Origin of the sequence: Micromonospora sp. NPDC049101 (assembly GCF_040648675.1) — a bacterium.
GTDB lineage: Bacteria > Actinomycetota > Actinomycetes > Mycobacteriales > Micromonosporaceae > Micromonospora.
The window spans coordinates 34,958-60,475 of sequence record NZ_JBEZED010000034.1 but is presented as its reverse complement, the minus strand read 5'-3'; the positions used below and the strand labels follow the sequence as shown (position 1 = coordinate 60,475).

Annotated in this window: 24 protein-coding genes and 1 pseudogene; 11 read left to right on the top strand and 14 right to left on the bottom strand. The window is 72.3% G+C overall.

The annotated features are described in order from the left end of the window. Positions 1-110 precede the first annotated feature (110 nt). Positions 111-878 carry a hypothetical protein gene (locus tag AB0B57_RS32360; RefSeq protein ID WP_357078586.1) on the top strand — a complete coding sequence of 256 codons (768 nt, stop codon included), beginning with the start codon at positions 111-113 and terminating at the stop codon, positions 876-878. A gap of 22 nt (positions 879-900) precedes the next feature. Here the strand turns inward: AB0B57_RS32360 and AB0B57_RS32355 are convergent, their stop codons facing one another. Next, positions 901-1,737 carry a DUF3152 domain-containing protein gene (locus AB0B57_RS32355; protein ID WP_357078583.1) on the bottom strand — a complete coding sequence of 279 codons (837 nt, stop codon included), beginning with the start codon at positions 1,735-1,737 and terminating at the stop codon, positions 901-903. 136 nt (positions 1,738-1,873) lie between these two features. Here AB0B57_RS32355 and AB0B57_RS32350 point away from each other — a divergent pair, with 136 nt between their 5' ends. Together AB0B57_RS32350 and AB0B57_RS32345 are read left to right on the top strand one after the other, a co-directional pair. Further along, positions 1,874-2,374, top strand: a complete 501-nt coding sequence (locus tag AB0B57_RS32350; protein WP_357078580.1) for a SigE family RNA polymerase sigma factor — start codon at positions 1,874-1,876, stop codon at positions 2,372-2,374. Continuing rightward, the gene (locus tag AB0B57_RS32345) at positions 2,371-3,123 is read left to right on the top strand and encodes a hypothetical protein (RefSeq protein ID WP_357078577.1); all 753 of its coding nucleotides are present in this window, start codon (positions 2,371-2,373) and stop codon (positions 3,121-3,123) included. Before AB0B57_RS32350 ends, AB0B57_RS32345 begins: the two co-directional genes overlap by 4 nt. Positions 3,124-3,166: 43 nt before the next feature. Here the strand turns inward: AB0B57_RS32345 and AB0B57_RS32340 are convergent, their stop codons facing one another. Then, entirely contained in the window at positions 3,167-5,938 is a 2,772-nt protein-coding gene (locus tag AB0B57_RS32340) for an ATP-binding protein (protein WP_357078574.1), read from the bottom strand. A gap of 203 nt (positions 5,939-6,141) precedes the next feature. Between AB0B57_RS32340 and AB0B57_RS32335 the strand changes: the two genes are divergently transcribed. Continuing rightward, on the top strand, positions 6,142-7,590 hold the full coding sequence (locus AB0B57_RS32335) for a M28 family peptidase (protein ID WP_357078571.1): 1,449 nt from the start codon (positions 6,142-6,144) through the stop codon (positions 7,588-7,590). A gap of 135 nt (positions 7,591-7,725) precedes the next feature. Next, positions 7,726-8,232: a hypothetical protein gene (locus tag AB0B57_RS32330; RefSeq protein WP_357078568.1), complete on the top strand. Its 507-nt coding sequence runs from the start codon at positions 7,726-7,728 to the stop codon at positions 8,230-8,232. 109 nt (positions 8,233-8,341) lie between these two features. Here the strand turns inward: AB0B57_RS32330 and AB0B57_RS32325 are convergent, their stop codons facing one another. Continuing rightward, positions 8,342-9,040 (bottom strand): SDR family oxidoreductase, encoded by a 699-nt coding sequence (locus AB0B57_RS32325; RefSeq protein ID WP_357078565.1) that lies wholly within the window; start codon positions 9,038-9,040, stop codon positions 8,342-8,344. Between the two features lie 149 nt (positions 9,041-9,189). Between AB0B57_RS32325 and htpG the strand changes: the two genes are divergently transcribed. Continuing rightward, the gene (htpG, locus tag AB0B57_RS32320; RefSeq protein WP_357078562.1) at positions 9,190-11,118 is read left to right on the top strand and encodes a molecular chaperone HtpG; all 1,929 of its coding nucleotides are present in this window, start codon (positions 9,190-9,192) and stop codon (positions 11,116-11,118) included. Between the two features lie 8 nt (positions 11,119-11,126). On the opposite strand, the gene AB0B57_RS32315 is transcribed toward htpG, so the two are convergent. Then, the gene (locus AB0B57_RS32315; RefSeq protein WP_357078559.1) at positions 11,127-11,252 is read right to left on the bottom strand and encodes a hypothetical protein; all 126 of its coding nucleotides are present in this window, start codon (positions 11,250-11,252) and stop codon (positions 11,127-11,129) included. 63 nt (positions 11,253-11,315) lie between these two features. Here AB0B57_RS32315 and AB0B57_RS32310 point away from each other — a divergent pair, with 63 nt between their 5' ends. Continuing rightward, entirely contained in the window at positions 11,316-12,299 is a 984-nt protein-coding gene (locus tag AB0B57_RS32310; RefSeq protein ID WP_357078556.1) for an NAD(P)H-binding protein, read from the top strand. 12 nt (positions 12,300-12,311) lie between these two features. Here AB0B57_RS32310 and AB0B57_RS32305 read toward each other — a convergent pair whose 3' ends face one another. Together AB0B57_RS32305 and AB0B57_RS32300 are read right to left on the bottom strand one after the other, a co-directional pair. Then, positions 12,312-12,965 carry a response regulator transcription factor gene (locus AB0B57_RS32305; protein WP_357078553.1) on the bottom strand — a complete coding sequence of 218 codons (654 nt, stop codon included), beginning with the start codon at positions 12,963-12,965 and terminating at the stop codon, positions 12,312-12,314. Then, complete coding sequence (locus AB0B57_RS32300) at positions 12,965-14,116, bottom strand: sensor histidine kinase (protein ID WP_357078550.1); 1,152 nt, start codon at positions 14,114-14,116, stop codon at positions 12,965-12,967. The genes AB0B57_RS32305 and AB0B57_RS32300 overlap by 1 nt, the downstream gene beginning before the upstream one ends. Positions 14,117-14,225: 109 nt before the next feature. On the opposite strand from AB0B57_RS32300, the gene AB0B57_RS32295 reads away from it, so the two are divergent. Then, positions 14,226-15,686, top strand: coding sequence for a nitrilase-related carbon-nitrogen hydrolase (locus tag AB0B57_RS32295; RefSeq protein ID WP_357078547.1), 1,461 nt, complete (start codon positions 14,226-14,228; stop codon positions 15,684-15,686). Here the strand turns inward: AB0B57_RS32295 and AB0B57_RS32290 are convergent. The 4 genes from AB0B57_RS32290 to AB0B57_RS32275 form a co-directional block, all read right to left on the bottom strand. Next, positions 15,631-16,068, bottom strand: a complete 438-nt coding sequence (locus AB0B57_RS32290) for a nitroreductase family protein (RefSeq protein WP_357078544.1) — start codon at positions 16,066-16,068, stop codon at positions 15,631-15,633. The two genes, AB0B57_RS32295 and AB0B57_RS32290, sit on opposite strands and share 56 nt — an antisense overlap. A gap of 212 nt (positions 16,069-16,280) precedes the next feature. Continuing rightward, positions 16,281-16,646, bottom strand: a complete 366-nt coding sequence (locus AB0B57_RS32285; RefSeq protein ID WP_357078541.1) for a hypothetical protein — start codon at positions 16,644-16,646, stop codon at positions 16,281-16,283. A gap of 124 nt (positions 16,647-16,770) precedes the next feature. After that, positions 16,771-17,958 (bottom strand): DNA polymerase IV, encoded by a 1,188-nt coding sequence (gene dinB, locus AB0B57_RS32280; RefSeq protein WP_357078538.1) that lies wholly within the window; start codon positions 17,956-17,958, stop codon positions 16,771-16,773. 57 nt (positions 17,959-18,015) lie between these two features. Continuing rightward, the gene (locus AB0B57_RS32275) at positions 18,016-18,453 is read right to left on the bottom strand and encodes a VOC family protein (RefSeq protein WP_357078535.1); all 438 of its coding nucleotides are present in this window, start codon (positions 18,451-18,453) and stop codon (positions 18,016-18,018) included. An 86-nt stretch (positions 18,454-18,539) separates the two neighbouring features. Here AB0B57_RS32275 and AB0B57_RS32270 point away from each other — a divergent pair, with 86 nt between their 5' ends. Then, positions 18,540-19,514, top strand: a complete 975-nt coding sequence (locus AB0B57_RS32270) for a WYL domain-containing protein (RefSeq protein ID WP_357078532.1) — start codon at positions 18,540-18,542, stop codon at positions 19,512-19,514. Here AB0B57_RS32270 and AB0B57_RS32265 read toward each other — a convergent pair. From AB0B57_RS32265 to AB0B57_RS32250, 4 genes are all read right to left on the bottom strand, one after another. Further along, the gene (locus tag AB0B57_RS32265) at positions 19,406-20,002 is read right to left on the bottom strand and encodes a GNAT family N-acetyltransferase (protein ID WP_357078529.1); all 597 of its coding nucleotides are present in this window, start codon (positions 20,000-20,002) and stop codon (positions 19,406-19,408) included. The two genes, AB0B57_RS32270 and AB0B57_RS32265, sit on opposite strands and share 109 nt — an antisense overlap. Then, entirely contained in the window at positions 19,999-20,523 is a 525-nt protein-coding gene (locus AB0B57_RS32260) for an N-acetyltransferase (RefSeq protein ID WP_357078526.1), read from the bottom strand. The genes AB0B57_RS32265 and AB0B57_RS32260 overlap by 4 nt, the downstream gene beginning before the upstream one ends. Before the next feature lie 404 nt (positions 20,524-20,927). After that, complete coding sequence (locus tag AB0B57_RS32255) at positions 20,928-22,502, bottom strand: FMN-binding glutamate synthase family protein (protein WP_357078523.1); 1,575 nt, start codon at positions 22,500-22,502, stop codon at positions 20,928-20,930. Positions 22,503-22,587: 85 nt separating this feature from the next. Then, entirely contained in the window at positions 22,588-23,697 is a 1,110-nt protein-coding gene (locus AB0B57_RS32250; RefSeq protein WP_357078520.1) for an N-acetylmuramoyl-L-alanine amidase, read from the bottom strand. A gap of 207 nt (positions 23,698-23,904) precedes the next feature. On the opposite strand from AB0B57_RS32250, the gene AB0B57_RS32245 reads away from it, so the two are divergent. Continuing rightward, on the top strand, positions 23,905-24,375 hold the full coding sequence (locus AB0B57_RS32245) for a DIP1984 family protein (RefSeq protein ID WP_357078517.1): 471 nt from the start codon (positions 23,905-23,907) through the stop codon (positions 24,373-24,375). 360 nt (positions 24,376-24,735) lie between these two features. Next, positions 24,736-25,455 (top strand): annotated as a pseudogene (locus AB0B57_RS32240) (hypothetical protein); the annotation flags it as partial. Positions 25,456-25,518: the final 63 nt, after the last annotated feature.

Sequence of the window (25,518 nt, the reverse complement as noted above, 5' to 3'; positions counted from 1 at the left end):
CTCGGCGGGGACGCGCGGGTCGCGTCCCCGCCGACGGCCGGGCGGGGTCACCCACACCTTTTCACCCTGCGGTACGGTGCCGGACACACCGACACCCCGGAGGTGGACCCGTGCCTGCCGTCGTCGCCCTCATGTTGACCCTGGCCCTCGCGCCCGCGCCGTCCCCGTCGGCCACCTCGGACCCGGTGGGGGACCTCCTCGGCGGCGTCGGCCGGATCGTCGACGACCTGCTCGGCAACGGCGCGACGCCGAGCGCGACGCCGTTCGCCACCCCGACGGCCACGCCCGGGTCACCGACGGCCACCGACCGCCCCACCCTGCCGGGGCCCAGCGCCACCCCGGCGCAGGTCGGGTCGTCGGTCGCCGTCCGCGCACCGGCGGGCCCCGCCGCCCCGAACGGCCCCGCCGGCCCCGCCACCGGCACGGGCACGGGCACCCGCGAGGCCACCGTGCCCCCGCGCGACGGCGCCGACACCCCCGCTTCGGCTGCCTCGCCGGTACTCGTCAGCCCCGCTCGCGACGGGTGGCCCCTCGCGTACTCCCTGCTGGTCGCCGCCGCCCTCGCGGTGCTGGCACTGCTGTTCCTGCGCCGCCGCCGGACGGCCGCCGCGCCCGCGCTGTCTCGCGGCCCCGCGCTGTCTCGCGGCCCCGAGCTGTCGCGCGGCCCCGAGCTGTCGCGCGGCCCCGCCGCGCCGTCTCCTGGCCCCGAGCTGGCCCTCGACCCTGAGCCCGGTTTCGACCCTGAGCCGGGTCTCGATCCTGAGCCGGGTTTCGAGGCCGCGCCGGACAATGTCCGGCGGCTGCCCACCACCCTCAACGACATCTACGAACTGGGTCGGCTGGACGAGCGGCTCGAACAGGAACGTCGCCGCACCTGATCCCGGCCCCCGGGCGCCGGGATCAGGGCGCCGAGTATGCGCCCTCGCGCCGCGGGATGTCGTCGTCGTACGCCCCGACCGGCCCGCTGTAGCGGACCGTGCCCTTCGGGTACGGCCAGGCGTTCGCCGTGCAGCCGTGCAGGCCCAACGTCTGCTGCTGCATCACCGGCGCCGGCCGGCCCTGCCCGGGGCACCGTTCGTGACCGAACCCGAGTTTGTGCCCCACCTCGTGGTTGACCATGTACTCCCGGTAGGTGGTCAGGCTCGCGCCGTAGCCCGGCACCGCCTTGACCCAGCGCGCCACGTTGAGCACCACCCGGGCACCGTTGCGGCACGAGGTGTAGGCGTCCGGCACGTCCTGGCAGAGCGTGTCACGGGTGCCGGGGGTCGCCAGGTAGATGGTGAAGTCGGTCGGGTCACCGGCACCCACCCGGCGCAGTCGCCACGCCCCGCCGGCCGTCCACCCGCGGGGGTCGTTCAACGTCGTGGAGATCGCCGTGGCGATGTCGCCCACCGGCAGGCCCCGGATGTCGCGTTCCACGCTGACCCGGTAGCGCAGCAACCGACCGCCGGTCCCGTGTGCGGGTGCGGCCTCGGCGGGCGCCGTCGACCAGCGGTTGCTGCCGGAGGCGGGGTAGGCGACCGGGACGGCGGGCGCGGACGTGGGTGGGACACCGGCGACTCCGGTCGGCCGACCCGCGGCGGAGGTCGGCGTCGGCCGGCCGGGCGGCGGTGTGGCGGCGACGGGGTCGGCGTCGGCCTGCCCGGTGGTTGTCGGACCACACCCGGTGAGCAGCGCCACCACCAGCAGTGACGCCCCCGAGGCGGTACGCCATCGGCGGGTAACCTTCGTCGACATGTCTCTCCCCTCGCGTGCCGATCGGCGGCAGCGGAGGAGAAGACGGGTGACCGCGGCGAAAGGTTGAGGTGATGTCGGCTCAACCTTTTTCCGGTCTCGCCCGTCCCTAGCGGTGGTGGCACGGGGAGGGTTCACGGTGGCGCGGGGTGACGCGGAGTTCGTCGAGTTCGCGAGAGCGGCGTCCGCGCGACTCGTGCATGCCGCGTTCCTGATGACCGGTGACCACCACCAGGCCGAGGACGCCGCGCAGACCGCCCTGGTCCGCACCTACGCGTCCTGGTCGCGGGTCCACGACGACGATGCCTACGGGTACGCCCGCCGCACCCTGGTCAACCACCTGGTCGACGGGTGGCGGCGACCGATGCGGGAGTATCCGACCGACGAGGTGCCGGAACAGCGGCGCGACGACGTGGCCGACGAGGTGGCCACCCGGCGGTGGTTGATCACCATCCTGGGCGCGCTCAGCCCCCGTGAGCGGGCCATCGTCGTGTTGCGCTACTACTTCGACCTTACGGAGGCGCAGGTGGCCCGGGAACTCGCCGTGTCCGTGGGCACGGTCAAGAGCACCAGCTCGCGAGCTTTGGAGAAGCTGCGCACCGCCGCGCCGCGGACGGCCGACAGGGAGGCGCGCCGATGAGCGAGTGGGAACGGCTCCGCGACGCCATGCGGGCGACCGAGCGCCCCGACCCCATGCTCGACCTGACCCTGGTGATGCGCGAGGGGCGTCGGCTGCGTACCCGTCGGCGGGTTGCCGGAGCGGGAGCGGCGACGCTCGCGGCCGGCGTCGCCGCCGTCGTCGTGGTGGGGGTCGTCGCCCGGCCGGGCGATCCGCCCGCCCCCGAACGCCCACCCCCGGTCGCCGTCGGGTCGCCGTCGGCCGGTGTCTCGATGGTGCCGGAGGCGATGAAGCCCACGTCACCGCCGACGAAGGTCCGTGACGTGCCGCCCCCGAAGCCCCTGGGCCAGCTGATCGACAGCGGGGTGCGGCACGGCTCCGACCGGCGGGTCTACTACATGATCGGGCTGTCGGTGCCCGGCGAGCCGGGGGTGACCATCGGGTTGGCCGCCGGTCGCCAGGATCCGGACGGCCTGTTGACCACGGACCTCCTGGTCAACGACGTCGAAGGGTCCGACCGCAGCGCCGGGTTCCACGAGATCGGCTACGACGAGAGCCTGTCCGCCGAACCGGTGCCCACCTTCGGCTACTTCGTCGGCCCCGCCGTCCGGATCATCGGCACCGTGGACGGTCGGCAGGTCGATGCCCGGTTGGCCCGGTGGAGTCTCGACAAGCAGGTGGTGATCTTCTGGTTCGAGCCGGCCACGCTGGCCCCGGGGGAGCGGCTCGACGGCATCATCGCCCGCGACGCCGACGGCCGCCGACTCTGACGCGCAGGCCCGATCACGCAGGGTCGGCTCGGGCCGGGTCGGCTCAGGCCGGGTCGTCCAACCGGCGCTCGATGGTCACCGTCGTGCCCTCGGCGGTGGAGACCAGCCGCACGTCGCCGTAGGCGTTCATCAGCAACGCGCCTCGCCCGCGATCCATCGCCGGCCGGCGGTCCCGCCAGGTGCCGAAGTCGCGTACCGAGACCCGGATCAGCCCGCCGCCCACCTGGAGCCGGACCCGCACCTCCGGGCGGCTGGGCCGCTGCGCGTGCTCGACCGCGTTGTTCATCGCCTCGGACGCGGCGAGCAGAAGATCCTCCAACACGTCCGGGTCGACATCGAGGTCGTCAAGCGTCAGCCGGACGTCCCGACGCATGGCCGCCGCCGAGGTGGGGGTGGACGGGTAGGTCCACCCGACGTCCAGGAGGTCGCCCAGCCCGCTCGGGTCGGTCGGGGCCTGCGCCAGCACCGGCGCGTCCCGCCCGGCGGTGACCGTCCGGGGCGGCGCGACGGCGTTGCGGGGGTCGGGCCGCGCCGACGCCGCGTCGACAGTCGGTGCGGTGGCGTCGCCCGTCGGCATCCGGCGGGCCCGCCGGATGCCGGCCCGGACCCGGGCGATCAGCTCCGCCCCGGCGAACGGCTTCACCAGGTAGTCGTCGGCGCCCAGGGTGAGGCCCTCCACGCTGGCCTGACCGCCGGCACGGGCGGAGAGCACCAGCACCGGCAGGGACCGGGTCGCCGGGTCGGCGCGGAGCCGGCGGACCAGGTCGAAGCCGTCCAGCACCGGCATCATCACGTCGGTGAGGACCAGGTCCGGACGGTCGCGGTGGACCTCGTCGAGGGCCTGCCGGCCGTCGGTGACGGCCCGGACCCGCCAGCCCTGCCCGGTGAGCAACCGACTGAGGTACGCCCGCATGTCGGCGTTGTCGTCGGCGATGAGGATCCGCGCCCCGGCCAGCTCGTCCACGGCCGGACCGGAGGCGTCGCCGGACCCGGTCGGGTCGCCGCCCGGCTCGGTGAGCCAGCCCATCGCCTCCTGGGCGGTGGCGCGGGCCGCGTCGCCCCGTCCGACCGGCGACGGCTCGCTCACCGCCGTGCGGCGAGCCGCGGACCAGGGCAGCGCCACGGTGAACGTGCTGCCGACACCCACCCGGCTCGCCACCCGCACCTCGCCACCCTCCAGCCGGGCCAACTCGTACGCCAGGGCCAGGCCGATGCCCGTGCCCTCGTGGCTGCGGGAACGGGCACCCCGGACCCGGTGGAAGCGTTCGAAGAGTTTCGGCAGGTCCGGTTCGGCGATGCCGATGCCGGTGTCCGCGACGGTGAGGCGGACCTCCTCGTCGTCGGCGTCCAGGGCGACCCGGATGCGGCCGATGAACGTGTACTTCAGGGCGTTGGACAGCAGGTTCGTGACGATGCGTTCCCAGTTGACCGGGTCGACCGTGACCGGGCGGGGCAGCGGGGGGCAGACCACTTCGAGAGTCAGCCCGGCCCGCTCGACGGCGGCCCGGAACACGCCGGCCAGCTCGGCGGTGAGCGCCGCCAGGTCGACCACGCGGGCGTCGCTGCGGGCCCGTCCGGCCTCCAGGCTGGAGAAGGTGAGCAGGCTGTTGACCAGGGTCAACAGTCGGGTGGCGTTACGCCAGGAGGTTTCCACCCGCTCCCGCTGCACCGCCGCCAGCGGCGCGGTGGCATCCGCGAGGGCGTCGGTGAGCGGGCCGAGGATGAGGGTCAGCGGGGTACGGAACTCGTGGCTGACGTTGGCGAAGAAGTCGGTCTTCACCCGGTCCAGTTCGGCGAGCGCCTCGACCCGACGCCGCTCCTGCTCGTACTCCTGTGCGTTGCGCAACGCCACGGAGATCTGCTGGGCCAGGAGCTGGTAGAAGGACCGGTACGCCTCGTCGAGCCCTCGGCTGGGGCTGACCCCCGCCAGCAGGACACCGAGCGGCTGATCCTCACCGCCCGAGGGCAGCGGCAGCGCCAACGCCGTGCGGACCGGGTCGCCCCACGGGCCGCCGGGCAGGGGCAGCCGGTCGGCGACGTCGGGCACCGCTGTCGCTCGGCCCTGCGCCGCGTCCGCCAGCCCCCACCCGTCCGCGGCCGGGCCGGGGTCGGTCAGCTCGACGGTGTCCGGCAGTGCCCCCGCGTACCCCTGGTCGCCGCCCGTGCAGGCGACTCGCCGCAGCAGCGTGCCGTCGCGCAGGTAGATGGCGGTGAACGGCACGTCCAGCGGTTGGCTCTCGATCGCGTCGGCCAGCCGGGCGCCGGTGGCGTGCACGTCGACGGTGCGCCCGTCGCCGAGAACGGACAGGTCACGCAGCAGCCGCAGCCGGCGTTCGCCGACCACCTGCTCGGTGACCTCGCTGCACACGGTGAGCACGCCGACGGTGGCCCCGTCGTCGTCGCGGACCGGGGCGTGCGAGACGCTGAAGTGCGCCTCCTCGCGGTAGCCGGCCCGCTCCAGCAGCAGCCGCAGGGCGGGGACCCAGCTGGCCACCCCGGTCGCCGTGGCCTGCTCGATGAGCGGGGCGAGGACGTCCCACCCCTCGGCCAGGGTGACCCGCACGTCGTCGCCGAGCGCGGCCGGGTGCTTGTCGCCGATCAGCGCGGAGTACGCGTCGTTGTAGAGCTGGGAGAAGCTCTCTCCCCAGAGCAGCAGCATTGGGTACCGGGACGAGAGCACCATCCGGACCGCGGCGCGCAGGCTCTGCGGCCAGCCGGTCACCGGGCCGAGGGGGGTGCGTGCCCAGTCCAGCTCTGCCATCAACCGGCCGGTGTCACCGCCACCGGTGAACAGGTCGGTGCGGGGTCCCGTCACGCTCGACCCGGCCCCATCGCAAGCCCCCGTTCCGGGCCCCACGACCCCTGCTGGCGTTACCTACCCATCCTGACACCTCTACTCACCTGTGCCGACGCCGGTACCTACCGTCGAAGCGGTGGCGGTTCGAAACGAACGACCGATGCTCGCGACATAGACATCTGTAAGTCTCACGGGTATCTCTCCAACCCCGAGGAGCCCCCATGAGAGGCAGAACGCTGAGCGCGGGTGTCGCGCTCGCCGTGTTCGCCGGAATGACGGTGACGCTGGCCGCCCAGCCGGTGACCGCGTCGCCCACCACCGCGACAGTGGCCCGGCCGATCGCCGCGTCCGCCGCCGCCCTGGCCGCACCGGACATCTCCGTCACCAACGTCCAGGCCCACCTGACCCAGTTCAACGCCATCGCCAGCAGCAACGGCGGCAACCGCCGGGCCGGCTCGGCCGGCTACACCGCCTCGCTCACCTACGTCAAGACCAGGCTCCAGTCGGCCGGCTACACCGTCAGCGAGCAGTACTGCTCCAGCTGCACGTACCCGTCGAACAACCTGATCGCGGAGTGGCCGGGCGGTCCGGCCGACCAGGTCGTCATGTTCGGCGCGCACCTGGACGGCGTCTCGGCCGGTCCGGGCATCAACGACAACGGCACCGGCTCGGCGACCCTGCTGGAGAACGCGCTGGTCCTGGCCGCGCAGAACCCGACGGTGACGAAGCGGGTCCGGTTCGCCTGGTGGACCGACGAGGAGCAGGGGCTCAACGGCTCCCGGTTCTACGTCAACTCGCTCAGCAGCACCCAGCGCGGCTATATCAAGGGCTACTACAACTTCGACATGGTCGGCTCGGTCAACGGCGGCTACTTCATCAACCGGGTCAGCTCGACCACGGCGGCGCCACTGAAGGCGTACTGGGACTCGTTGGGCCTGTCGCCGGAGGAGAACGTCGAGGGTCAGGGCCGCTCCGACGACTACTACTTCCAGCAGGCCGGCATCCCCACCTCGGGCTACGCGGCCGGCGCCAGCGCCCGCAAGAGCAGCTCCCAGGCGGCCAAGTGGGGCGGCACCGCCAACTCGGCGTACGACCCGTGCTACCACCGGGCCTGCGACACCACCGCGAACGTCAGCGCCACCGTGTTGAACCGGGCGGCCGACGGTGTCGCGTACGCGCTGTGGCAGCTCGCCGTCAGCGGGGGCACCCCGAGCTGCACCGGCGGTCAGGTGGTCGGCAACGGCGGCTTCGAGAGCGGCGGCACGCCGTGGACCGCGTCCTCCGGTGTGATCACCAACGCCAGCGGCCAGCCGGCCCGGACCGGGTCGTACAAGGCGTGGCTCAACGGCAATGGCAGCACCGGCACCGAGAGCCTGTACCAGTCGGTGACCCTGCCGGCCGGCTGCGCCAGCTACACGCTGTCGTTCTGGCTGCACATCGACACGGCCGAGACCACCGGGTCCAGGGTGTACGACCGGCTCACCGTGCAGGTGGGGTCGACCACACTGGCCACGTACTCGAATCTCAACGCCGCCGCCGGCTACGTCCAGCGCAGCTTCAACGTGGCCGGGTTCGCCGGGCAGACGGTGACGTTGCGGTTCACCGGCACCGAGGACTCGTCGTTGCAGACCAGCTTCGTCATCGACGACGTGACGTTGCAGGCGAGCTGACGGGCGTCGGGTGGAGGCGGGCGGCGAGTGTCCCCTCCACCCGACATCTAGTCACGCCGGTCGATCTCTGGTAGAAATCCTTCAAGGCCGGCCCCTGATTCGCAAAATTTCACCCCTCATGCGAACGGGAGTGCCATGTCATCCACCCGACCCACCCTGCGCCGCCGCGTGCTCACGCTGCTCGTGGCCACCCTCGCCACGGTCGGCGCCGCGCTGGGCCTGGCCGCCCCGGCCTTCGCCATCAGCCACTCCAGCGCCACCTCACAGCTGCGCGCCGCCGGCATCTCCTGGACCTCCAGCGGCAACTGCAGCGACCGCAACGTGCCCACCTGCACCTCGTTCGACGGGGTGCGGCAGGCCACCATCGACGGCATCATCACCTTCAGGCGGGCCAGCGGCTGCGCGGTCACCGTCACCGCCGGCACCGAGACCGGGCACGCCGGGGGCACGTACAGCCACTGGAACGGCTACAAGCTCGACATCGCGTTGAGCACCTGCATCCAGAACTACATCTCGGCGAACTACACCTACGTCGGCTACATCGCCGGCTTCGGCTACCAGTACCGCGCTCCCTCCGGCAACCTCTACACCAAGGAGGGCAGCCACTGGGACATCCTCTTCTACGGCTGCGGTGGCTGCTGAGCGACGTGCGTCGAGCCGGGTACGCGGGGCGAAGGTCGCCCGCGTACCCGGGGGACGGGCCGCCGCCGCGGGAGTCGGCGGCGGCCGGTCGCGGCCGTGGTGTCGCAGGTCAGGGGAGTTGCGGGTAGAGCGCGGCGACGCCGCCGGCCAGCCCGGCCTGCACCTGGCGGCTGGTCTCGTCGGTGACGATCTCGTACGCGTCGGCCTCGATGCCGTCCACGCCGAGCCGGGCGATCACCGCCGGGTCGGACTTCGGGGCGTCGATCCCGGCGGTCATGTCGGTGTCCATGTAACCGACGTGCAGGCCGGCGACCCGCACGCCCCGCTCGGCGAGCTGGAGGCGCAGCGCGTTGGTCATCGCCCACTCGGCGGACTTCGCGGCGCCGTACGCCCCGACGTTCGGGAAGTTGACCCAGGACAGCGCGGAGAGCACGTTGAGAATCGTCCCACCGCCGTTGCCCGCGACGATCGGAGCGAACGCCCGAACCATCGACAGGTTGCCGAGGTAGTGGGTCTCCAGCTCCAGCCGGACGAGGTCCAGGTCGCCGTCGAGCAGGTCGGTGCCGGTCTCGATGCCGGCGTTGTTGATCAGGATGTTGACGTCGCCGGCCAGCTTGGCGGCGGCGGCCACCGAGGCGGGGTCGGTGATGTCGAGGCGTACCGGCGTCACGCCGGGCAGGTCGACGGTGTCCGGGTTGCGGGCCCCGGCGTAGACGGTGGCGCCACGGGCGAGGAGTTCGGCGGCCAGGTGCCGGCCGAAGCCGCGGTTGGCGCCGGTGACGAGGGCGGTGCTGCCTGCGATCTTCATGGCGGCGACGCTATCCCACCTGACTTCTGTTTACCAAAGTCAGCTATCTCACCAGGGCGGTCCGTCCCGATCGGGAATACGACGGGATGCGGTCACCACGCGGCGGGTGACGACTCGTATCCTTTCCGCGAACCTCCGCACGAGCCGAGATGGGAGACGGTGTGAGCAACCAGGCCGAAACGTTGGAATTCCAGGCCGAGGCGCGTCAGCTCCTCCAGTTGGTGGTCCACTCGATCTATTCGAACAAGGACGTCTTCCTACGGGAGCTCATCTCGAACGCGTCCGACGCCCTGGACAAGCTCCGGCTGGCCACGCTTGTCGACAAGGACCTCGTCGCCGACACCGACGACCTGCACGTCGCCGTCAAGGTCGACCGGGACGCCCGCACCCTGACCGTGCGGGACAACGGCATCGGGATGACCCGCGACGAGGTGGTCGCGCTGATCGGCACCATCGCCAAGTCCGGCACCGCCGAGTTGCTGCGTCAGCTGCGCGAATCCGCCGACGCCCACGCCAAGCAGGATCTGATCGGCCAGTTCGGCGTCGGCTTCTACGCCGCGTTCATGGTCGCCGACCGGGTCACCCTGCTGACCCGCAAGGCCGGCGAGACCGGCGGCACCCGCTGGGAGTCCACCGGCGAGGGCACCTACTCGATCGAGGCCGTCGACGAGGCCCCGCAGGGCACCACGGTGACCCTGCACCTCAAGCCGGTCGACACCGAGGACAACCTGCACGACTACACCGCCGAGTGGACCATCCGCGAGATCGTCAAGCGCTACTCCGACTTCATCGCCTGGCCGATCCGGATGACCGTCGAGCGCCCCGGCGCCGACGGCGAGGCCGCCACCAGCGAGGTGCAGACCCTCAACTCGATGAAGGCGCTGTGGGCGCGGCCCCGCGACGAGGTCGACGCCGCCGAGTACAACGAGTTCTACAAGCACGTCAGCCACGACTGGGCCGACCCGCTCGAGGTCGTGCACATGAAGGGCGAGGGCACCTTCGAGTACGAGGCACTGCTGTTCCTGCCCAGCCACGCCCCACTGGACCTGTTCTCCCCGCAGGGCCGCCGCGGCGTCCAGCTCTACGTCAAGCGCGTGTTCATCATGGACGACTGCGAGGCGCTCGTCCCGACCTACCTGCGCTTCGTCAAGGGCGTGGTCGACGCGCACGACCTGTCGCTGAACATCTCCCGGGAGATCCTCCAGCAGGACCGGCAGATCCAGATCGTCCGCCGCCGCCTGGTCAAGAAGGTCCTCGCCAGCGTCAAGGACCTGAAGGCCAACCACGCCGAGCGCTACCGCACCTTCTGGACCGAGTTCGGCGCGGTGGTCAAGGAAGGGCTGATCGACGACACCGACAACCGGGACACGCTGCTGGACATCCTGTCGGTGGCCTCCACGAACGACCCCGCCGAGCCCACCGACCTGGCCGGCTACGTGTCGCGGATGAAGGACGGCCAGAGCGACATCTGGTACGCCACCGGCGAGTCCCGGGCCGCCATCGAGAACTCCCCGCACCTGGAGGCGTTCCGGGCCAAGGGCCACGAGGTGCTGCTGCTCACCGACCAGGTCGACGAGGTGTGGGTCGAGCGGGTCGGCACGTACGACGGCCGGCCGCTGCGCTCGATCGCCAAGGGCGAGATCGACCTGGACACCGACGAGGAGAAGCAGCAGGCCGAGGCCGAGCGCGAGCAGCAGCGACAGGAGTTCGCCGCGCTGCTCGACTGGTTGGGCACCACCCTGACCGACAGTGTACGGGAGGTCCGGCTGTCGTCCCGGCTGACCACCTCACCGGCCTGCGTCGTCGGCGACGCCCAGGACCTCACCCCGACCCTGGAGAAGATGTACCGGGCGATGGGGCACGAGATCCCCGCGACCAAGCGGATCCTGGAGATCAACCCGGGTCACCCGCTCGTCTCCGGGCTGCGCAAGGCCCACGAGCAGGGCAGTGACTCCGCCACCCTGACCGAGACCGCCGAGCTGCTCTACGGCCTGGCCGTGCTCGCCGAGGGTGGCGAGCTGACCGACCCGGCCCGCTTCACCCGGACGCTCGCCGACCGCCTGGCCCGCACCCTGTAAGCCGTCCATCAGGTCGCCTCGTCGATCATGGAGTTGTGGTGGGTGACAAAGCGCCAGTCACCGTGCCCAACAGGCACCACAACTTCATGATCGACGAGGCTGGTGCCCTCGCCTGGTAACGTCGGCGACGTCAAGGTCCGCACCCTCCCGGCCAGCGGGAGGCGCAAGATCTCCGCTTTCGCGCTGGGAGTCTTGCCGTGCCTGCAGACAATCGACCGACGAATCCATCGCACGCCCGTCTGCGCCTGTTGACCGCGGTCAACGCCCGCAAGGATGCGGGCAGCAGCCCCACCGGGATCGTCGGGCGGAGCCTGGCTCGGCAACTGCTGGGCGCCGGCGACAGGGTGCGGGTTCTCGCCGAGCCCGGCCAGGCCGACGACTGGCCCGACGGGGTCGAGGTCGTCGAGGGATCCATCACCCGCCCGCTCGAGTACGCCGGCGTCTTCGACGGCGTCCACGGCGTCTTCCTCGCCGGAGCCGTTCCGACGACGGTACGGGATGCCCTGGAGGCCGCCCGGGATGCCGGTGTACGACGCGTCGTCGTGCTGTCCTCGCACGGGCCGGAGTACGAAGAGAACCATCCGCCGGAGACGTGGTTCTGGTTGGCCATCGAGCGGGCCGCCGAGTGCTCCGGGATGGAGTGGACGCACATCCGCCCGTCGGCGGTGCTGGGGGCGATGATCGAGGGCACCTATCCGGCGACGGGATCGGACTGGCCGGAGATGATCCGGGGCGATGGTGTCGTACGGGAGGCGTTTCTGGGCGGCGGCCACTACCCCTTCATCCACGAGGACGACCTCGCCGCGGTCGCGGCGGCGGCGCTGCGCGTCGACGACCACGTCGGCGCCGTGTTGGAGGCCGTCGGTCTACCGATCAGCAGCCGTTCGCGGGTGGCGAGCATCGCCAGAGCCCTCGGCCGCGACATCGCCACCGTCGAGGTGACGCCCGACGAGAGCCGCGCGAAGTGGCGGCGTGGCGGCTGGCCCGACAGTGGCATCGACGTGACGCTGTACGCACTGGAGGAGTACGGGGCGCGGCTCGCCGAACTCACCGCCTGGACGCTCGCCCAACGGCCGACCGTGCACGAGATCATTGGCCGCCCACTACGCGGCGTCGACGACTGGGCGGTCGAGAACACCGAAGTGTTCCGCCTTACCGCATCGCATCGCATCGTGGGCTGACTCCGCCGCCGGTCACCGGCCCGGGATCACCAGGCCCGACTCGTAGGCGACCACCACCGCCTGGGCTCGGTCGCGCAGGCTCAGCTTGGCGAGCAGGTTGCCGACATGGGTCTTCACGGTGTGCTCGCTCAGGTGGTGGTGCGCGGCGATCTCCGCATTGGACAGACCGGCCGCGATCAGGCGCAGCACGTCCGTCTCGCGGGCGGTCAGTGCGGTCACCGCGGCGGCCAGGGCCGGGTCCGGGTGACCGCGCCGGTGCAGTTCGCCGATCACGCGTGCGGTGACGGCGGGAGCGAGCAACGCGTCGCCGGCGGCGACCACGCGTACCGCGTTCACCAGGTCGGCCCGTGGGGCGTCCTTGAGCAGGAAGCCGCTGGCACCGGCACGCAGGGCCGCGTACAGGTAGTCGTCGGTGTCGAACATGGTCAGGGCCAGGACCCGGCTCGGCGTACTGGCGCACACCTGGCGGGTCGCGGCGACGCCGTCGAGGACGGGCATGCGCATGTCCATCAGGACGACGTCGGGCCGGTGGTCGAGCGCGGCCCGCACGGCGCCCGCGCCGTCGGCGGCCTCGGCGACCACCTCGATATCCGGCTCGGCACCGAGGATCGTCGCGAACCCGGCCCGGAACAGGTCCTGATCGTCGGCGAGCACGACGCGCAGCATCAGGCCACCGCCGGGGCCCGCAGGGGGAGGGTGGCGGTGACGGTGAAGCCGTGGCCGTCCGAGGCGGGGCCGGTGCGCAGGGTCCCGCCGCAGGCCTGGGCCCGCTCGCGCATGCCGACGATCCCGTAACCGGGCAGGTCGGCGCCGCAGCCCCGATCGCCGTGGCCGTCATCGGTGATCGACACGGTCAGGGCCTCGGCCGTGTAGTCCAGCAGGATGCGGACCGACCCGGCCCCGGCATGCCGGACCACATTGGTCAGCGACTCCTGCACGATCCGGTAGGCGGCGACCCCGACGTCCGCGGGCGGTTCCACGAGCGATCCGGCGACATGCCCAGCCGGCGGCTCGGACCGCGAACCGGAGACGGGTTCGGACGCGACGGTGAGCACGGCGTCCAGCCCGGTGGCGCGGACGCGTTCGACCAGAGCGCCGAGGTGGGCCAGACCCGGCTGGTCGAGGGGGTGATCGGCGGGCTCGCGCAGGCCGCCGACCGCGCGGCGGAGTTGGACGACCGCGTCCCGGCCGGTGGCGGCGATCGTGGCGAAGGTGGCGTCGGCGCGCTCCGGGTGGGGGCGGACCAGGAGCGGACCCGCCTCCGCCTGGACGATCATGACACCGACCGCGTGGGTGAGGATGTCGTGCAGGTCGTGGGCGATGCGGGTGCGTTCGCGCAGCACAGCCGCCGCCCGTTCACCGGCGACGCGACGATCGCGTTCGGCGAGGGCGGCGGCCTGGGTGCGGCGGGCGCGGGCGCTGGTGCCCAGGGCGTACGAGAAGACGTAGGCGACCGACAGGTACCGCAGCACCTCCACGTCCGGATGTGGATACAGCAGCGACAGCACCAGACCGGCGGCGGTGAGCACGATGCCCAGCAGGCGGATCGACAGGGCGGACCGCGCCGCGAACGTGTAGAGGCAGACGAGTGGCCCGACCGGCAGCAGCGGAGGCGCGCCGAGCACGGCGGAGACGGTCGTGGCGACGCCCACGACGACGGCGACCGGGACCAGCGCGCGGTCGCGCCACAGCACCGGCACCGACGACGCGACCGCGAGCGGCAGCACCCACCAGGCGCGTGCTCCGCCGGCCAGGGCGGGCAGCACTGTCGCGGCGACGGCGGCCACGGCGACGGCGACGTTGACGTACCGCTTCACGTCGGCAGTATCGTCGCGCCCGGCGCTCCCGCGCCTCCCTCCACGGGACCAGATCACACCCGCTTCGTACGGCGATCCGCTCGCGCCGCTCCCGCCGCACGATCGACGCATGATGACGATCGTCGCCGCGCTGCTCAGTGGCCTGCTCTGGCTCGGTGGCACCGGGCTGCACCCCGTCGCCGCGCTGACCTGGCTCGCCCCGGTTCCGCTGATCCTCGCCTCGCTGCGGGTACGCCCGCGGACCGCGCTCGGCGCGACGGTCCTCGCCTGGTCGATCGGTCAGCTCGGCCTGGTGGGGTACTACCTCGGCACCCTGCGACTACCGGTGCCCGTGGTGGCCGGCGTGACCCTGCTCGGCCTCGCCCTGGCGGGCGGCACGGTCCTGCTCGCCCGGGAGCTGCTGCTGCGCAGACGTTCCGTGGCCGCCGTCCTCTGTGTGCCGTCCGTGTGGGTGCTGGGCGAGTACGCCGCGTCGCGCCTGCTCCCGAACGGTGCCTGGTGGAGCCTCGCCTACACGCAGGCCGACGTCCGCCCGGTCATCCAGGTGACCGCCCTCACCGGCGTCTGGGGCGTCACCTACCTGCTGCTCGCCGTGCCGATCGCCCTCGCCGCCCTGCTCGGCGGTGCCCGGCCGAGCCGCATCGGTCGACGCCCCGCACTGGCCTGTCTGCTCGCCCTCCTGCTGGGCGCCGGCGGATGGTCGGCCTGGTCGCTGAGCCGTTCCCCCGATCCGGCCGCTCCGCTGACCGTCGGCCTGGTCGCCCTGCGGCAACCGGAGGACGGGATCCCGATCGACGAACCGGCCGGCCGGGACCTGCTCACCCGTTACGGAGCGCGGGTGGCGGGCCTGGTCGCCCGCGGGGCCCGCGTCGTGGTGCTGCCGGAGAAGGTGTTCGCCGTGACGGATTCGACGCTGCCGCTGCTGGTGGACGCGCTGCACCAGCCCGGGGCCCGGGTCGTCGTCGGCGCGGTGCTCCGACGGGCCGGCACGGCGAGCAACGTCGCACTGGTGCTGGACCCGGACGGGACGAGCACGACGTACGCCAAACAGCATCTGGTCCCGGGCCTGGAGGACTGGATGACGCCGGGGGACGACGACGTGCTCCTGGACGGGCGGTTCGGTGTCGCGATCTGCAAGGACCTCGACTTTCCGGGCCTGGTCCGGGGGTATCGGGCCCGGGGTGCCACGATGCTGCTCGTCCCGGCCCTGGACTTCACCTCCGACGGCTGGCTGCACGGCCGGATGGCCCTGGTCCGGGGTGTGGAGAACGGGCTCACCGTGGTCCGCGCCGCCTGGCTCGGACGGCTGACGGTCACCGACCCCGGCGGCAGACTGGTGGGGGAGACGACCACCGCCGGTGACGCGGAGCTGCTGGTCCCGGCCGCTCCGACGACCGGGTGGGGCACGGTCTACGCGCGTACCGGAGATTGGTTTCCGCTGTTGTCCGTGGTCCTGTTGGTCGTCGCCGTCGGTGGGGTGCGGCGGCGACGCGCGGCGAGCGAACCTCAGTCCGCTACCAGCGGTTCCAGTGGGCGAACCCGTCCGCGTCGGCCCGCGGACCGGGCTTGAAGTCGGTGCCCAGGGTGTACGCCACCGGTGTGAGCGCCACCTGCACGACGGTGTCGAAGGGGATGCCGAGCAGGTCGGCCATCTCCCGTTCGTAGCTGAGATGGCTCGTGGTCCACGCGGTGCCGAGCCCGCGTTCCCGGGCGGCCAGCATGAAACTCCAGAACGCCGGGATGACCGAACCCCAGGCCCCGGCCTGCCCACGCACGCTTGTCAACTCGGCGCGGGACTCGACCCGCAGGCAGGGGATGAGCAGCAACGGGACCTCGTGCAGGTGGTCCGCCAGGTGGTGCAGGCTGCCGGCGATCCGGCCCCACTGCTCGGAGGCGAAGTCCATCCGGCTGAAGGCCGCCCCGGTGCCGCCCGACGCCGGTGGCGGCGCCATCAGGCCGAGTCGCCACAGCCGGGCGACGGCGGCCCGGTCCTACGAGTCGCCGGGGCACGTGGAACTGCTGCGGCGCATCGTGCGCTGGCTCCGGCACCGCGCCTGACCCGCAGCGATCCACGATGTTCAGCGCGAACGCCCGGCCGGTTCACCGACCGAGCGTTCGTGTGATGCGGATCAGCCCCGAGCGTTCGTACCGCCAGAAAGCGCCGTCACGCCGCGGAGGCGGACGCCTTCGGGCCTCGCTGCGACGCGGCCGGGCCGGCGTTCCAGCCCCAGCGGGAAGCCGGCGCGGTGCTGCTCGCCCTGGGCCAGCCCGTGCCACCCTCGTCGCCGTCGACGGTCATCTCGACCGAGTCGGGAGTGCTGCGGGCCAGCCGCAGCGACTGCTCGGCGCCGGTGCGGGCCGCGCACGGCCAGGACTGCCCGGCGCACTGGAGATTGCGGCAGTGACCCTCGTCGTCCGGCTCGTGGGCGCTCAGCACGTCGATCGCCAGCTGCCACAGCAGAGGGTCGGTCACGTCGTGCGGGCGCTCGACGTGGCGGCTCGGTCGGTTGCTGGTGTCGTCGTCGGACATTCTGGGTCCCCCCTTGTCAGGCTGTACCCCACAAGGGTCACCCGTCAGCCACGGGTTAAACCGCCGACCTGCTGTGATGTGTCTCCGGTCGCAGCTGGCCGGGTGGACACCGCACGCAGATCGGTCAATCCGGCAGGAGCGGCATCTCCACGCCCGGCTCCCGGCCGAGCAGCACCGCGCGGGTGAGTGCCGCCGATCCGAACCGGTCACGGACCGCGTCCACCGCCGCATCCAACTCCGCACCCGGGTCATTGTGGAACGGCAGCTCTGGCTGCACCGGATTGTCGTCCAGGTTGCCCACCGAGACGCCGATCAGTGTCACACCACGGCGATCGATCTCGGGCAGCGCGGCCCGTAACAGCGTGCGCGCGGCAGCCAGCAGCGGCATCGTGTCGGCCGTTGCCTTGCCCACGGTGTGCGAGCGGGTCGCCCGGGTGTAGTCGCCGAACCGTAGCCGCACCATCACCGTGCGTCCGGCCCGCCCGGCCGCCCGCATCCGCCGGCTGACCCGGTCGACCAGACCGGTGAGGATCGCGTCCAACTCCGCCGGGGCATGCGGGGTACGGCTCAGCGCGTGCTGCGCGCCCATCGAACCGCGACGGCGGCCGACCTGCACCGAGCGCGGATCACGGTTGTGGGCCAGAGCGTGCAGGTGCCGCCCGGCCCCCGAGCCGAGCAGCGACACCAGCGCTGCCTCGCCGAGCCGAGCGACCTCCCCGACGGTACGGATCCGATGCTCCCGCAACTTCGCGGAGGTGACCGGGCCGACGCCCCACAGCCGCTCGACCGGCAGCGGGTGCAGGAACGCCAACTCGGCGTCCGGTGCGACCACCAGCAGCCCGTCCGGCTTCGCCACCCCACTGGCCACCTTCGCCAGGAACTTCGTGCGGGCCACGCCCACCGTGATCGGCAGGCCGACCCGGTCCCGAACCTCCCCGCGCAGCCGCTCGGCGATCTCGGCCGGCGACCCGACCAGCCGCCACAGGCCACCCACGTCCAGGAACGCCTCGTCGATGGAGAGCCCCTCGACCAGCGGGGTGGTCTGCCGGAAGATCTCGAAGACCGCGCGGCTCGCCGCCGTGTACGCCGACATCCGCGGCGGCACCACGATCGCGTCCGGGCACAGCCGGCGCGCCTGCTGGCCGCCCATCGCACTGCGGACGCCCCGCGCCTTCGCCTCGTAACTGGCCGCGAGGACCACCCCGCCGCCGACGATCACCGGCCGGCCGCGCAGGCGCGGGTCGTCACGCTGCTCGACCGACGCGTAGAACGCGTCCAGGTCGGCATGCAGGATGTGGGCGCCGGGCGACACGTACACATGTTCGCATGGCGCCCGGCGAGGACTGCGGTGAGCTGGGTGAACGCCGGATCAGTCGAGACAGAACTCGTTGCCCTCGGGGTCGGCCATGATGAGGTGGCCGGCTCCGAGCGGGGGAGCGGGCTCCTGCCGATCGAGCCGGGTGGCACCGTGCGAGACGAGCCGGTCGGCCTCCGCCTCCAGGGCCGCCATCCGGGCGTCACCCTCCAGCCCCGGAGCGGCTCGCACATCGAGGTGGACGCGATTCTTCACCTTCTTGGGCTCCGGCACCTTCTGGAAGAACACCCGAGGCCCCGAGCCGTCCGGGTCGACCACCGCCGACGCGTCGTTGCGGCGCTCCGGCGGCACACCCATCGCCTCCAGCGCCTGGTCCCACGACTCGAAGTCGCCGGGCGGAGCCTGCACCTGGTATCGGAGCGCCTCGGCCCAGAACGTCGCCAGCGCGCCCGGGTCGGCGCAGTCGAACGTGATCTGTATGTCGCGGGCCATGTGAGTTCCCTCTTTCCTGGTCATGATCTGCAGCCTCTCCCGGATAGCGGACAGGGTCGTTCCGCTATCCGTGCAACGATCGGCGCATGACCGTCGAGGCGACGACCGAGCGGGTCCTTCGGTTGCTGGCGTTGTTGCAGCGGCGACCGTCCTGGACGGCCGCCGAGCTCGCCGCCGAGCTGGGGGTCACCAGCCGATGTGTGCGCCGGGACGTGCAGCGTCTGCGGGTGCTCGGCTACCCGGTGTACGCGACGTCGGGCGTCGGCGGCGGCTACCAACTCGGCGCGGGCACCCGGCTGCCACCGCTGCTCCTGGACGACGAGGAGGCGATCGCGACCGCGATCTCCCTGCGCCTCGCGTCGGGAGGCACGGTCGCCGGTGCGGCCGAGGCGGCGCTGCGGGCGCTCGCGAAGCTCGACCAGGTGATGCCGTCCCGGCTGCGCGCCGAGGTACGGGCGGTGCACGGGTCCACGGACACCCTCGTCGGCCCGGTGGCCGAGATCGACGCGGAGGTGCTGGTGACACTCGCCCGGGCCTGTCGGGACGCCGTGCGGGTCCGGTTCACCTACGCCACCCGCGACGGCGGGGAGGGTGAGCGGACGGTCGAGCCGGTCCGGATGGTCACGACCGGTCGGCGCTGGTATCTGATGGCCTGGGACGTCGACCGCGACGACTGGCGCACCTTCCGCCTGGATCGGTTGAGCACGGCGGTGGCGACGACCTGGCGCTTCCGCCGCGAGCACCCGGATCCGGTCGCCTTCGTGCAGCGGTCGGTGACCGCGGCACCGTACCGGTATCTGGCCCGGGCGCGGGTGCACGCCCCGCCCGACCGGGTGCGGTCGTTGGTGCCGCCCGAGGTGGGGCGGGTCGAGGACGACCGCGACGGGTGGTGCGTGCTGGTCGTCGGCGGGGAGAGCCTGGACTGGCTCGCCGCGCACCTCGCACGCCTGGACTACGAGGTGGAGGTGCTGGAGCCTCCGGAGCTGCGCGAGGCCGCCGGCCTGCTCGCCCGCCGCCTCGCGGTGCTGGCCGGCGGGCCCCCGGAGACGGGCGGGTCGTGACGCAGCGCGTAGTGGCGCAGCAACACCGGGCTGCCGTTCGGGGCGGTCCATGGTGCCGTGCTGGTGCCGACGCACCGCCAGCCGCTGCGCTCGTAGAGCGCAGTGGCCGCGGCACCACCGCCGGCCAACTCCAGCACCAGGTCCGTTGCGCGTCTGCTCGCCCACTGCCGGGTCCGGTCCAGCAGCGCGCTGCCCAGCGCCAGCCCACGGGCGGACGGCACCACGAAGAGACGAGCCACCTCAGCCCTCGGCCGGGCCAGCGGTCCGCCCGCCGGGTCGGGCAACCGGTGCACGGCGACATGCCCCACGACGGCTGCGCCGACGTCGACCGCGACCCAGGCGCGCGCCGGGTGCGGTTCACGCAGCCAGCGGTGCGGATCCGCGGGCCAGTTCATCGGGTACCCGTCGACGCGGTGGACCTCGGCGAGCCCCGCGACGCAGGCGTCCAGGTCGGTGGCGCGCCGCCGACGGATCCGGGGTTGGTTCACAGGTCGTCGAACGGGCCGGCGTAGCGGAACTCGCCGCGGATCGACTCCCGCCACGCGGTCAGCGGCCGGGCCTGGAAATACTGCGGCCCCCACGGCTGCGGCGGGCTGACGCCCAGCTCGACAGCGGGCCGGAACCCGAAGCGCGGGTAGTAGTCAGGGTGCCCCAGCAGCACCACCAGCGGTTCGTCCCGCGCGTCGGCCGCGCCGAGCACCGCGTGCATCAACGCGTGGCCGACCCCACGCCGCTGCCAGTCGGGCAGCACGCCGAGCGGGCCCAGACCGAGCGCCACCGGCTCTCCGCCCACCCGGCCGCGCGTGGCCACCACGTGTCCCACCACCTGGCCGTCCGCGACGGTCGCCACCAGCGAGTACGCGGGCAGCCAACCCTCGTCGGCGCGTAGCGCGTCGACCAGCGTCGCCTCGACCGGTACGCCGTCCCCGCCGTCGGACGTAGCGAAAGCGGCGGAGTGCACCGCCCGGACGGCGTCGACGTCGGCGGGCGTCTCACGTCTGATCAGCACCGCGCCACCATAGGCCCACCGCGTCGCCAGCTCCACGCCTTTAGCACGTGCGCCGATGTGCCGGCGGGCGTCGCCTGGGGTTGGTACCGGCGGGGCGTCGCCTGGAGGTCGTTCGGCGGGGGTCGCCTAAAGGGTCGTGCCGGCAGCCGTCGCTTGAGGGTTGTGCTGACGGGATTGTGCCGGCGGTCGTCGCCTCGGGGTCGTGCCCGGCAGGCGCGCCCGCCGGGCACGACGAAAGAACGGCTGATGACTGTGAGGCATCAAGATGCCTCACAGTCATCAAGCTCATGGGCCCGAGGCCCGAGGCCCGAGGCACCGGGCTCGCATACCAAGCCAGCCGCGCCGAACCCGCTGGGCCAGAGCAGCACGTTCCAGGCCGTACCCTTGGACTTCAGGCCGGTACCTCAGCCGATGGCGGTGGCCGAGGGTGGGGCGCTGCCGCCCTGGGGCGCCTCCGGGGTCATCAGGCGGATGATCTCCGCCTGGTCGGTGGGCGAGGGCAGTCCCCATTCCGGTCGGTAGCCGTACACCTCGTGCAGTGGGGTGGAACCGGTGCGGCCGTCCAGGATCTCCACGGCATCCGTGCCGATCAGGCCGGGGTGCTCCAGGCCGCAGGCCTCGGCGACCTTGGTCAGGTCGCGGCGCAATGTCCGCAGGTAGTTCGCCGCGCGGACCGACTTCAACGCCGGGTCCAGGCCCCGGGCCAGCCAGGCGTTCTGCGTCGCCACCCCGGTGGGGCAGGTGTCGGTGTGGCACTTCTGCGCCTGGATACAGCCGATCGACAGCATCGCCTCCCGCCCCACGTTGACCATGTCGCAGCCGAGCGCGAACGCCACGACGGCGTTGTCCGGCAGGCCGAGCTTGCCGCCGCCGACGAAGACCACCTGCTCGTGCAGACCGTGCTCGGCGAAGATCCGGTAGACCCGGGAGAAGCCCTGCTGGAACGGCAGCGACACGGAGTCGCTGAAGATCAGCGGCGCGGCGCCGGTGCCACCCTCGCCGCCGTCGATCGTCACGAAATCGACGCCCCGGCCGGTGTCGCTCATGAGGGTGGCCAACTCCTGCCAGAAGCCCAGGTCGCCGACCGCCGACTTGATGCCGACCGGCAGGCCCGTCTCGGTGGCCAACAGCTCCACCCAGTCGAGCAGGCTGTCGCAGTCGGAGAACTCGGCGTGCCGGGACGGGCTGACGCAGTCCTGCCCGGCGGGGATGCCCCGGGTGGCGGCGATCTCGGCGGACACCTTCGCCCCGGGCAGCAGCCCACCGAGGCTCGGCTTGGCGCCCTGGCTCAGCTTGATCTCCAGTGCCCGCACCGGTGCGCCGGCGACGACGTCCTTCAGCCGGTCCAGGCTGAACCGGCCGTGCTCGTCGCGGCAGCCGAAGTACGCCGTGCCGAGCTGGAAGACCAGCTCACCGCCGTTGCGGTGGTACGGCGACAGGCCGCCCTCGCCGGTGTTCTGTAGGCAGCCGGCGAGCGCGGCACCCTTGTTCAGCGCGGCGATGGCGTTGCCGGAGAGCGAGCCGAAACTCATCCCGGAGATGTTGACCACCGACTCCGGCCGGAAGGCGCGGGGCCGGCCCCGGGCCGCGCCGAGCACCTTCGCGCAGGGCAACCGCACGTCGTGCCCGGCGGTCGGCGACGACGGCGGCACCGCCCGGCCGAACGTGCGGTGCTTGATGATCGGATAACCGCGGGTGTGCTCGATGTCGTTGTCCGTGCCGAAGCCGAAGTAGTTGTTCTCCTGCTTCGCCGACGCGTACACCCAGCGGCGCTGGTCGCGGGTGAACGGCCGCTCCTCGTCGTTGCCGGCCACGATGTACTGCCGAAGCTCCGGCCCGATCGCCTCCAGCAGGTAACGGGCGCGGCCGAGCACCGGAAAGTTGCGCAGCAACGCGTGGTCACGCTGGATCAGATCCCGCGCGGCGAGCGCCGCGACGGCGGCGACAGCAGCGGGTACGGCTCGACGGGCCCATCTCATAACGGCAGTCTTTCCGCCCGCGCTGTGCGCCAAACCGGGACACGCTGGTGGCGGTGCGGGGAGGTGCCCGCACCGCCACCGTGGCTCAGTGGTGCCGGAACGACTCGCGGACCGACCCGCCGACGACCGTGCACCACGTGCTCAAACTGAGCTTGCCGTTGCGGGGTAGGCCGTGCAGCGCCTGCAGGCCCTGCACGGCGGCCCGGGTCGCGTGGTCGTACGTCCCGGTGACGGTGACCGCGTACCCCTTGGTGGCCAGGATTTCCTGCACCGCCGTGACCGGCGCGCCGGTGGCGTGCTGGTCGAGCTCCGGGACCAGCGTCTCCCAGGTCGGCGTGGTGAGGGTGGCGTCCACGTCCACCGGAATGCCGTTTCGGGCCTGCCAGTCCTGCACGGCAGTCACGGTCGCGGCGTCGAAGGTGCCGCTGACCGTCACCGCGTAGCCCCGGTGTGCGAGCAGGTGCTGCACGACCCGGACCGAGGGGGAGTTGACGAAGCGCCACAGGTCCGGCCAGCGCCGTGCCGGCACGTCACCCAGCCTGGTGCCGAGGGCCGCGTGGACCCGCCGCCGCAGCTCGGGGAACTGCCGGTAGAACGCCGCGCCCGGGCACTCGGTGGTGCGAAAGTCCCAATGTCCAAATATATCGAAGGCGTGCAGCCCGTACTGCCGGCAGACGGCGACGCAGAGCTTCACCAGCGAGTCGGTAAGTGCCTTCGGCGGTGTCTCGGTGACGTAGGTGCCCTCGTTCTCGATGCCGATGGCCCGGCCGTTCTCGCCCGGACAGTGCGCCGAGACCATCTGTCGGTCGCCGGCTTCGAGGCGCTCCAGGCTGCCCCGGCGGCCCTCCAGCACGTAACCGCCGCGGCTCACCGTGAAGTGCTGGCCGGTGTCCGACCAGCCGTTGCCGTCCATGTGCAGGTCCTGGCAGTCGTGGGCCAGCTTCACCGCCTGCTCGCGGGAGTAGTCCGTGACGTTCGGGAACGCCATGTGATGCACGATGATCTTGTTGGTGGCGATGGCGCTCACCGACAGCGGGTCCTTCGGTGGGCGGGCGGCCCACTCGTCGCAGCTGATGATCCAGTCCAGGTCGGTGCCGGGCGCGGCCTGCGCCGTGGCGGGGAAGGCGAGCTCGCTGCCGACGACGGCGACCGTGGCGGCGCCGAGGCCGGCGCGCAGCAACGTCCGGCGGTCCATTTCGGAATGGTCGGGGTGCATTGACATCTCCTCCTGCGGCCGACGGCGGGGGGATGAAAAGTAGCTCCAGTGGCCGCACACACCCCGGAGAATATTGCCAAGAAGCGCCCCGCGCCAGAGGGCGCCCAACCCCAACGGGCAGCCGGAAAACCGGTCGACCCACAGCTCAACGTCCCGCTAGCGTGGCCGCTGACTCGGGGGTGGAAGATGAAACTTGGTGAGGCGCTGACCGAACGCGCCGAGGCGGCACGACGGGTCGAGCAGCTGCGGACCCGGATCAACGGCAGCGCCCGGTACCAGGAGGGCGAGCTGCCCCCGGAGGACGCCGCGGTGCTCCTGACCGAGCTGGACCAGGTCCTCGACGACCTGGAGTCACTGATCCGGCGCATCAACCGGACCAACGCCGCGGTGCCGGTCGACGACCTCGGCACGCTCACCGACGCGTTGGCCCGGCGCGACGTCCTGCGGCTGCGGCACGGCGCCATCACGGCCGCCGCCGACGCCGCCGCCGGCAGCGGGCGTGGTCACCCGGCTCGGCAGCTCCGCTCCGAGCTGAAGATGCTCGCCGCGCTGCCGGTCGCCGAGCTTCGGGGACGCGCCGACGGGCTCGCCGGGCAGCTCCGCGAGCTGGAGGTACGGATCCAGCGCACCAACTGGGAGGCTGACCTGCTGGACTGACCGGTTCAGCAGCGATGTGGAGCAGGTAGCCGTCGTGGAGGCGTGTACACACAGGGCCGGGCTGCAACCCCGGCACCCTTCCTGGCGCGCGGTGGGCAGCGCGGGGTTCGACTCCCCAAGCACGATGCAGCCCCGCACCGAGGACAGGTGACACCGCAACATGCACGCCACATCACCACGTACAGATCCATGACGGCGAGGGCGGGCTCGGGGCACTCCACATCGGCGCGACCGCGTGCTGTTCGCGCACCGGCACCCGGTCGTGCGGCCGACCCTGCCTGGCCGGCGTTTCCGCGGGGCGGGTCGGGGGTAGGTCCGGGGCTGACCGTTCCGGCTGCCCCTTCCTAAGGAATGAACCAGATGAGTGACAACGTCAGCGACGCGGTGGGCGACGCCCTCCGCTCGGTGATGCTCTTCCTGCCCAAGGCCGTCGCCTTCCTGGCGATCCTGGTGGCCGGTTGGCTGATCGCGAAGGCCGTCCTGAAGATCGTGGAGAAGGTCCTGGAACGGGTGGGCTTCGACCGCGCCGTCGAACGCGGCGGCATCCGTCGGGCGCTGAGTCGTTCCCGGTACGACGCCAGCGACATCGTCGCGAAGCTCGTCTACTACGCGGTGCTGCTGTTCACCCTCCAGCTCGCCTTCGGCATCTGGGGGCCGAACCCGATCTCCGACCTGCTCGCCGCGGTGATCTCGTGGCTGCCCCGCGCCTTCGTCGCGATCGTCATCGTCGTGGTCGCCGCCGCCATCGCCAACGCCGTCAAGGACATCATCAGTGGCGCCCTCGGCGGTCTGTCGTACGGCCGGGTGCTGGCCAACATCGCCTCGGTGTTCATCCTCGGTCTCGGCGTCATCGCCGCGCTGAACCAAATCGGGGTGGCTACCGCGGTCACCACGCCCGTGCTCATCGCCGTGCTGGCCACCGTCGGCGGGATCCTCGTCGTCGGTGTCGGCGGCGGCCTGATCCGCCCGATGCAGAGCCGTTGGGAGGGGTGGCTGAGCCGCGCCGAGCAGGAGTCGCAGTTGATCGCCTCGCACGCCCGCGCCTACCGGGCCGGCCGCCGCGACGCCGAGGCCGAGTTGGTCCGCCCGTCCGCCGCCGCCACCGCTACCGCCGCCGGCGACGTCGACCCGGCCCGTCCGTCG

Coding starts and splice junctions, on each gene's coding strand:
- AB0B57_RS32355 (WP_357078583.1), bottom strand. CDS start 1,737: ATGTCGACGAAGGTTACCCGCCGATGGCGTACCGCCTCGGGGGCGTCA.
- AB0B57_RS32345 (WP_357078577.1), top strand. CDS start 2,371: ATGAGCGAGTGGGAACGGCTCCGCGACGCCATGCGGGCGACCGAGCGC.
- AB0B57_RS32335 (WP_357078571.1), top strand. CDS start 6,142: ATGAGAGGCAGAACGCTGAGCGCGGGTGTCGCGCTCGCCGTGTTCGCC.
- AB0B57_RS32330 (WP_357078568.1), top strand. CDS start 7,726: ATGTCATCCACCCGACCCACCCTGCGCCGCCGCGTGCTCACGCTGCTC.
- AB0B57_RS32325 (WP_357078565.1), bottom strand. CDS start 9,040: ATGAAGATCGCAGGCAGCACCGCCCTCGTCACCGGCGCCAACCGCGGC.
- htpG (WP_357078562.1), top strand. CDS start 9,190: ATGGGAGACGGTGTGAGCAACCAGGCCGAAACGTTGGAATTCCAGGCC.
- AB0B57_RS32305 (WP_357078553.1), bottom strand. CDS start 12,965: ATGCTGCGCGTCGTGCTCGCCGACGATCAGGACCTGTTCCGGGCCGGG.
- AB0B57_RS32295 (WP_357078547.1), top strand. CDS start 14,226: ATGATGACGATCGTCGCCGCGCTGCTCAGTGGCCTGCTCTGGCTCGGT.
- AB0B57_RS32290 (WP_357078544.1), bottom strand. CDS start 16,068: ATGGCGCCGCCACCGGCGTCGGGCGGCACCGGGGCGGCCTTCAGCCGG.
- AB0B57_RS32285 (WP_357078541.1), bottom strand. CDS start 16,646: ATGTCCGACGACGACACCAGCAACCGACCGAGCCGCCACGTCGAGCGC.
- AB0B57_RS32275 (WP_357078535.1), bottom strand. CDS start 18,453: ATGGCCCGCGACATACAGATCACGTTCGACTGCGCCGACCCGGGCGCG.
- AB0B57_RS32270 (WP_357078532.1), top strand. CDS start 18,540: ATGACCGTCGAGGCGACGACCGAGCGGGTCCTTCGGTTGCTGGCGTTG.
- AB0B57_RS32255 (WP_357078523.1), bottom strand. CDS start 22,502: ATGAGATGGGCCCGTCGAGCCGTACCCGCTGCTGTCGCCGCCGTCGCG.
- AB0B57_RS32250 (WP_357078520.1), bottom strand. CDS start 23,697: ATGGACCGCCGGACGTTGCTGCGCGCCGGCCTCGGCGCCGCCACGGTC.
- AB0B57_RS32245 (WP_357078517.1), top strand. CDS start 23,905: ATGAAACTTGGTGAGGCGCTGACCGAACGCGCCGAGGCGGCACGACGG.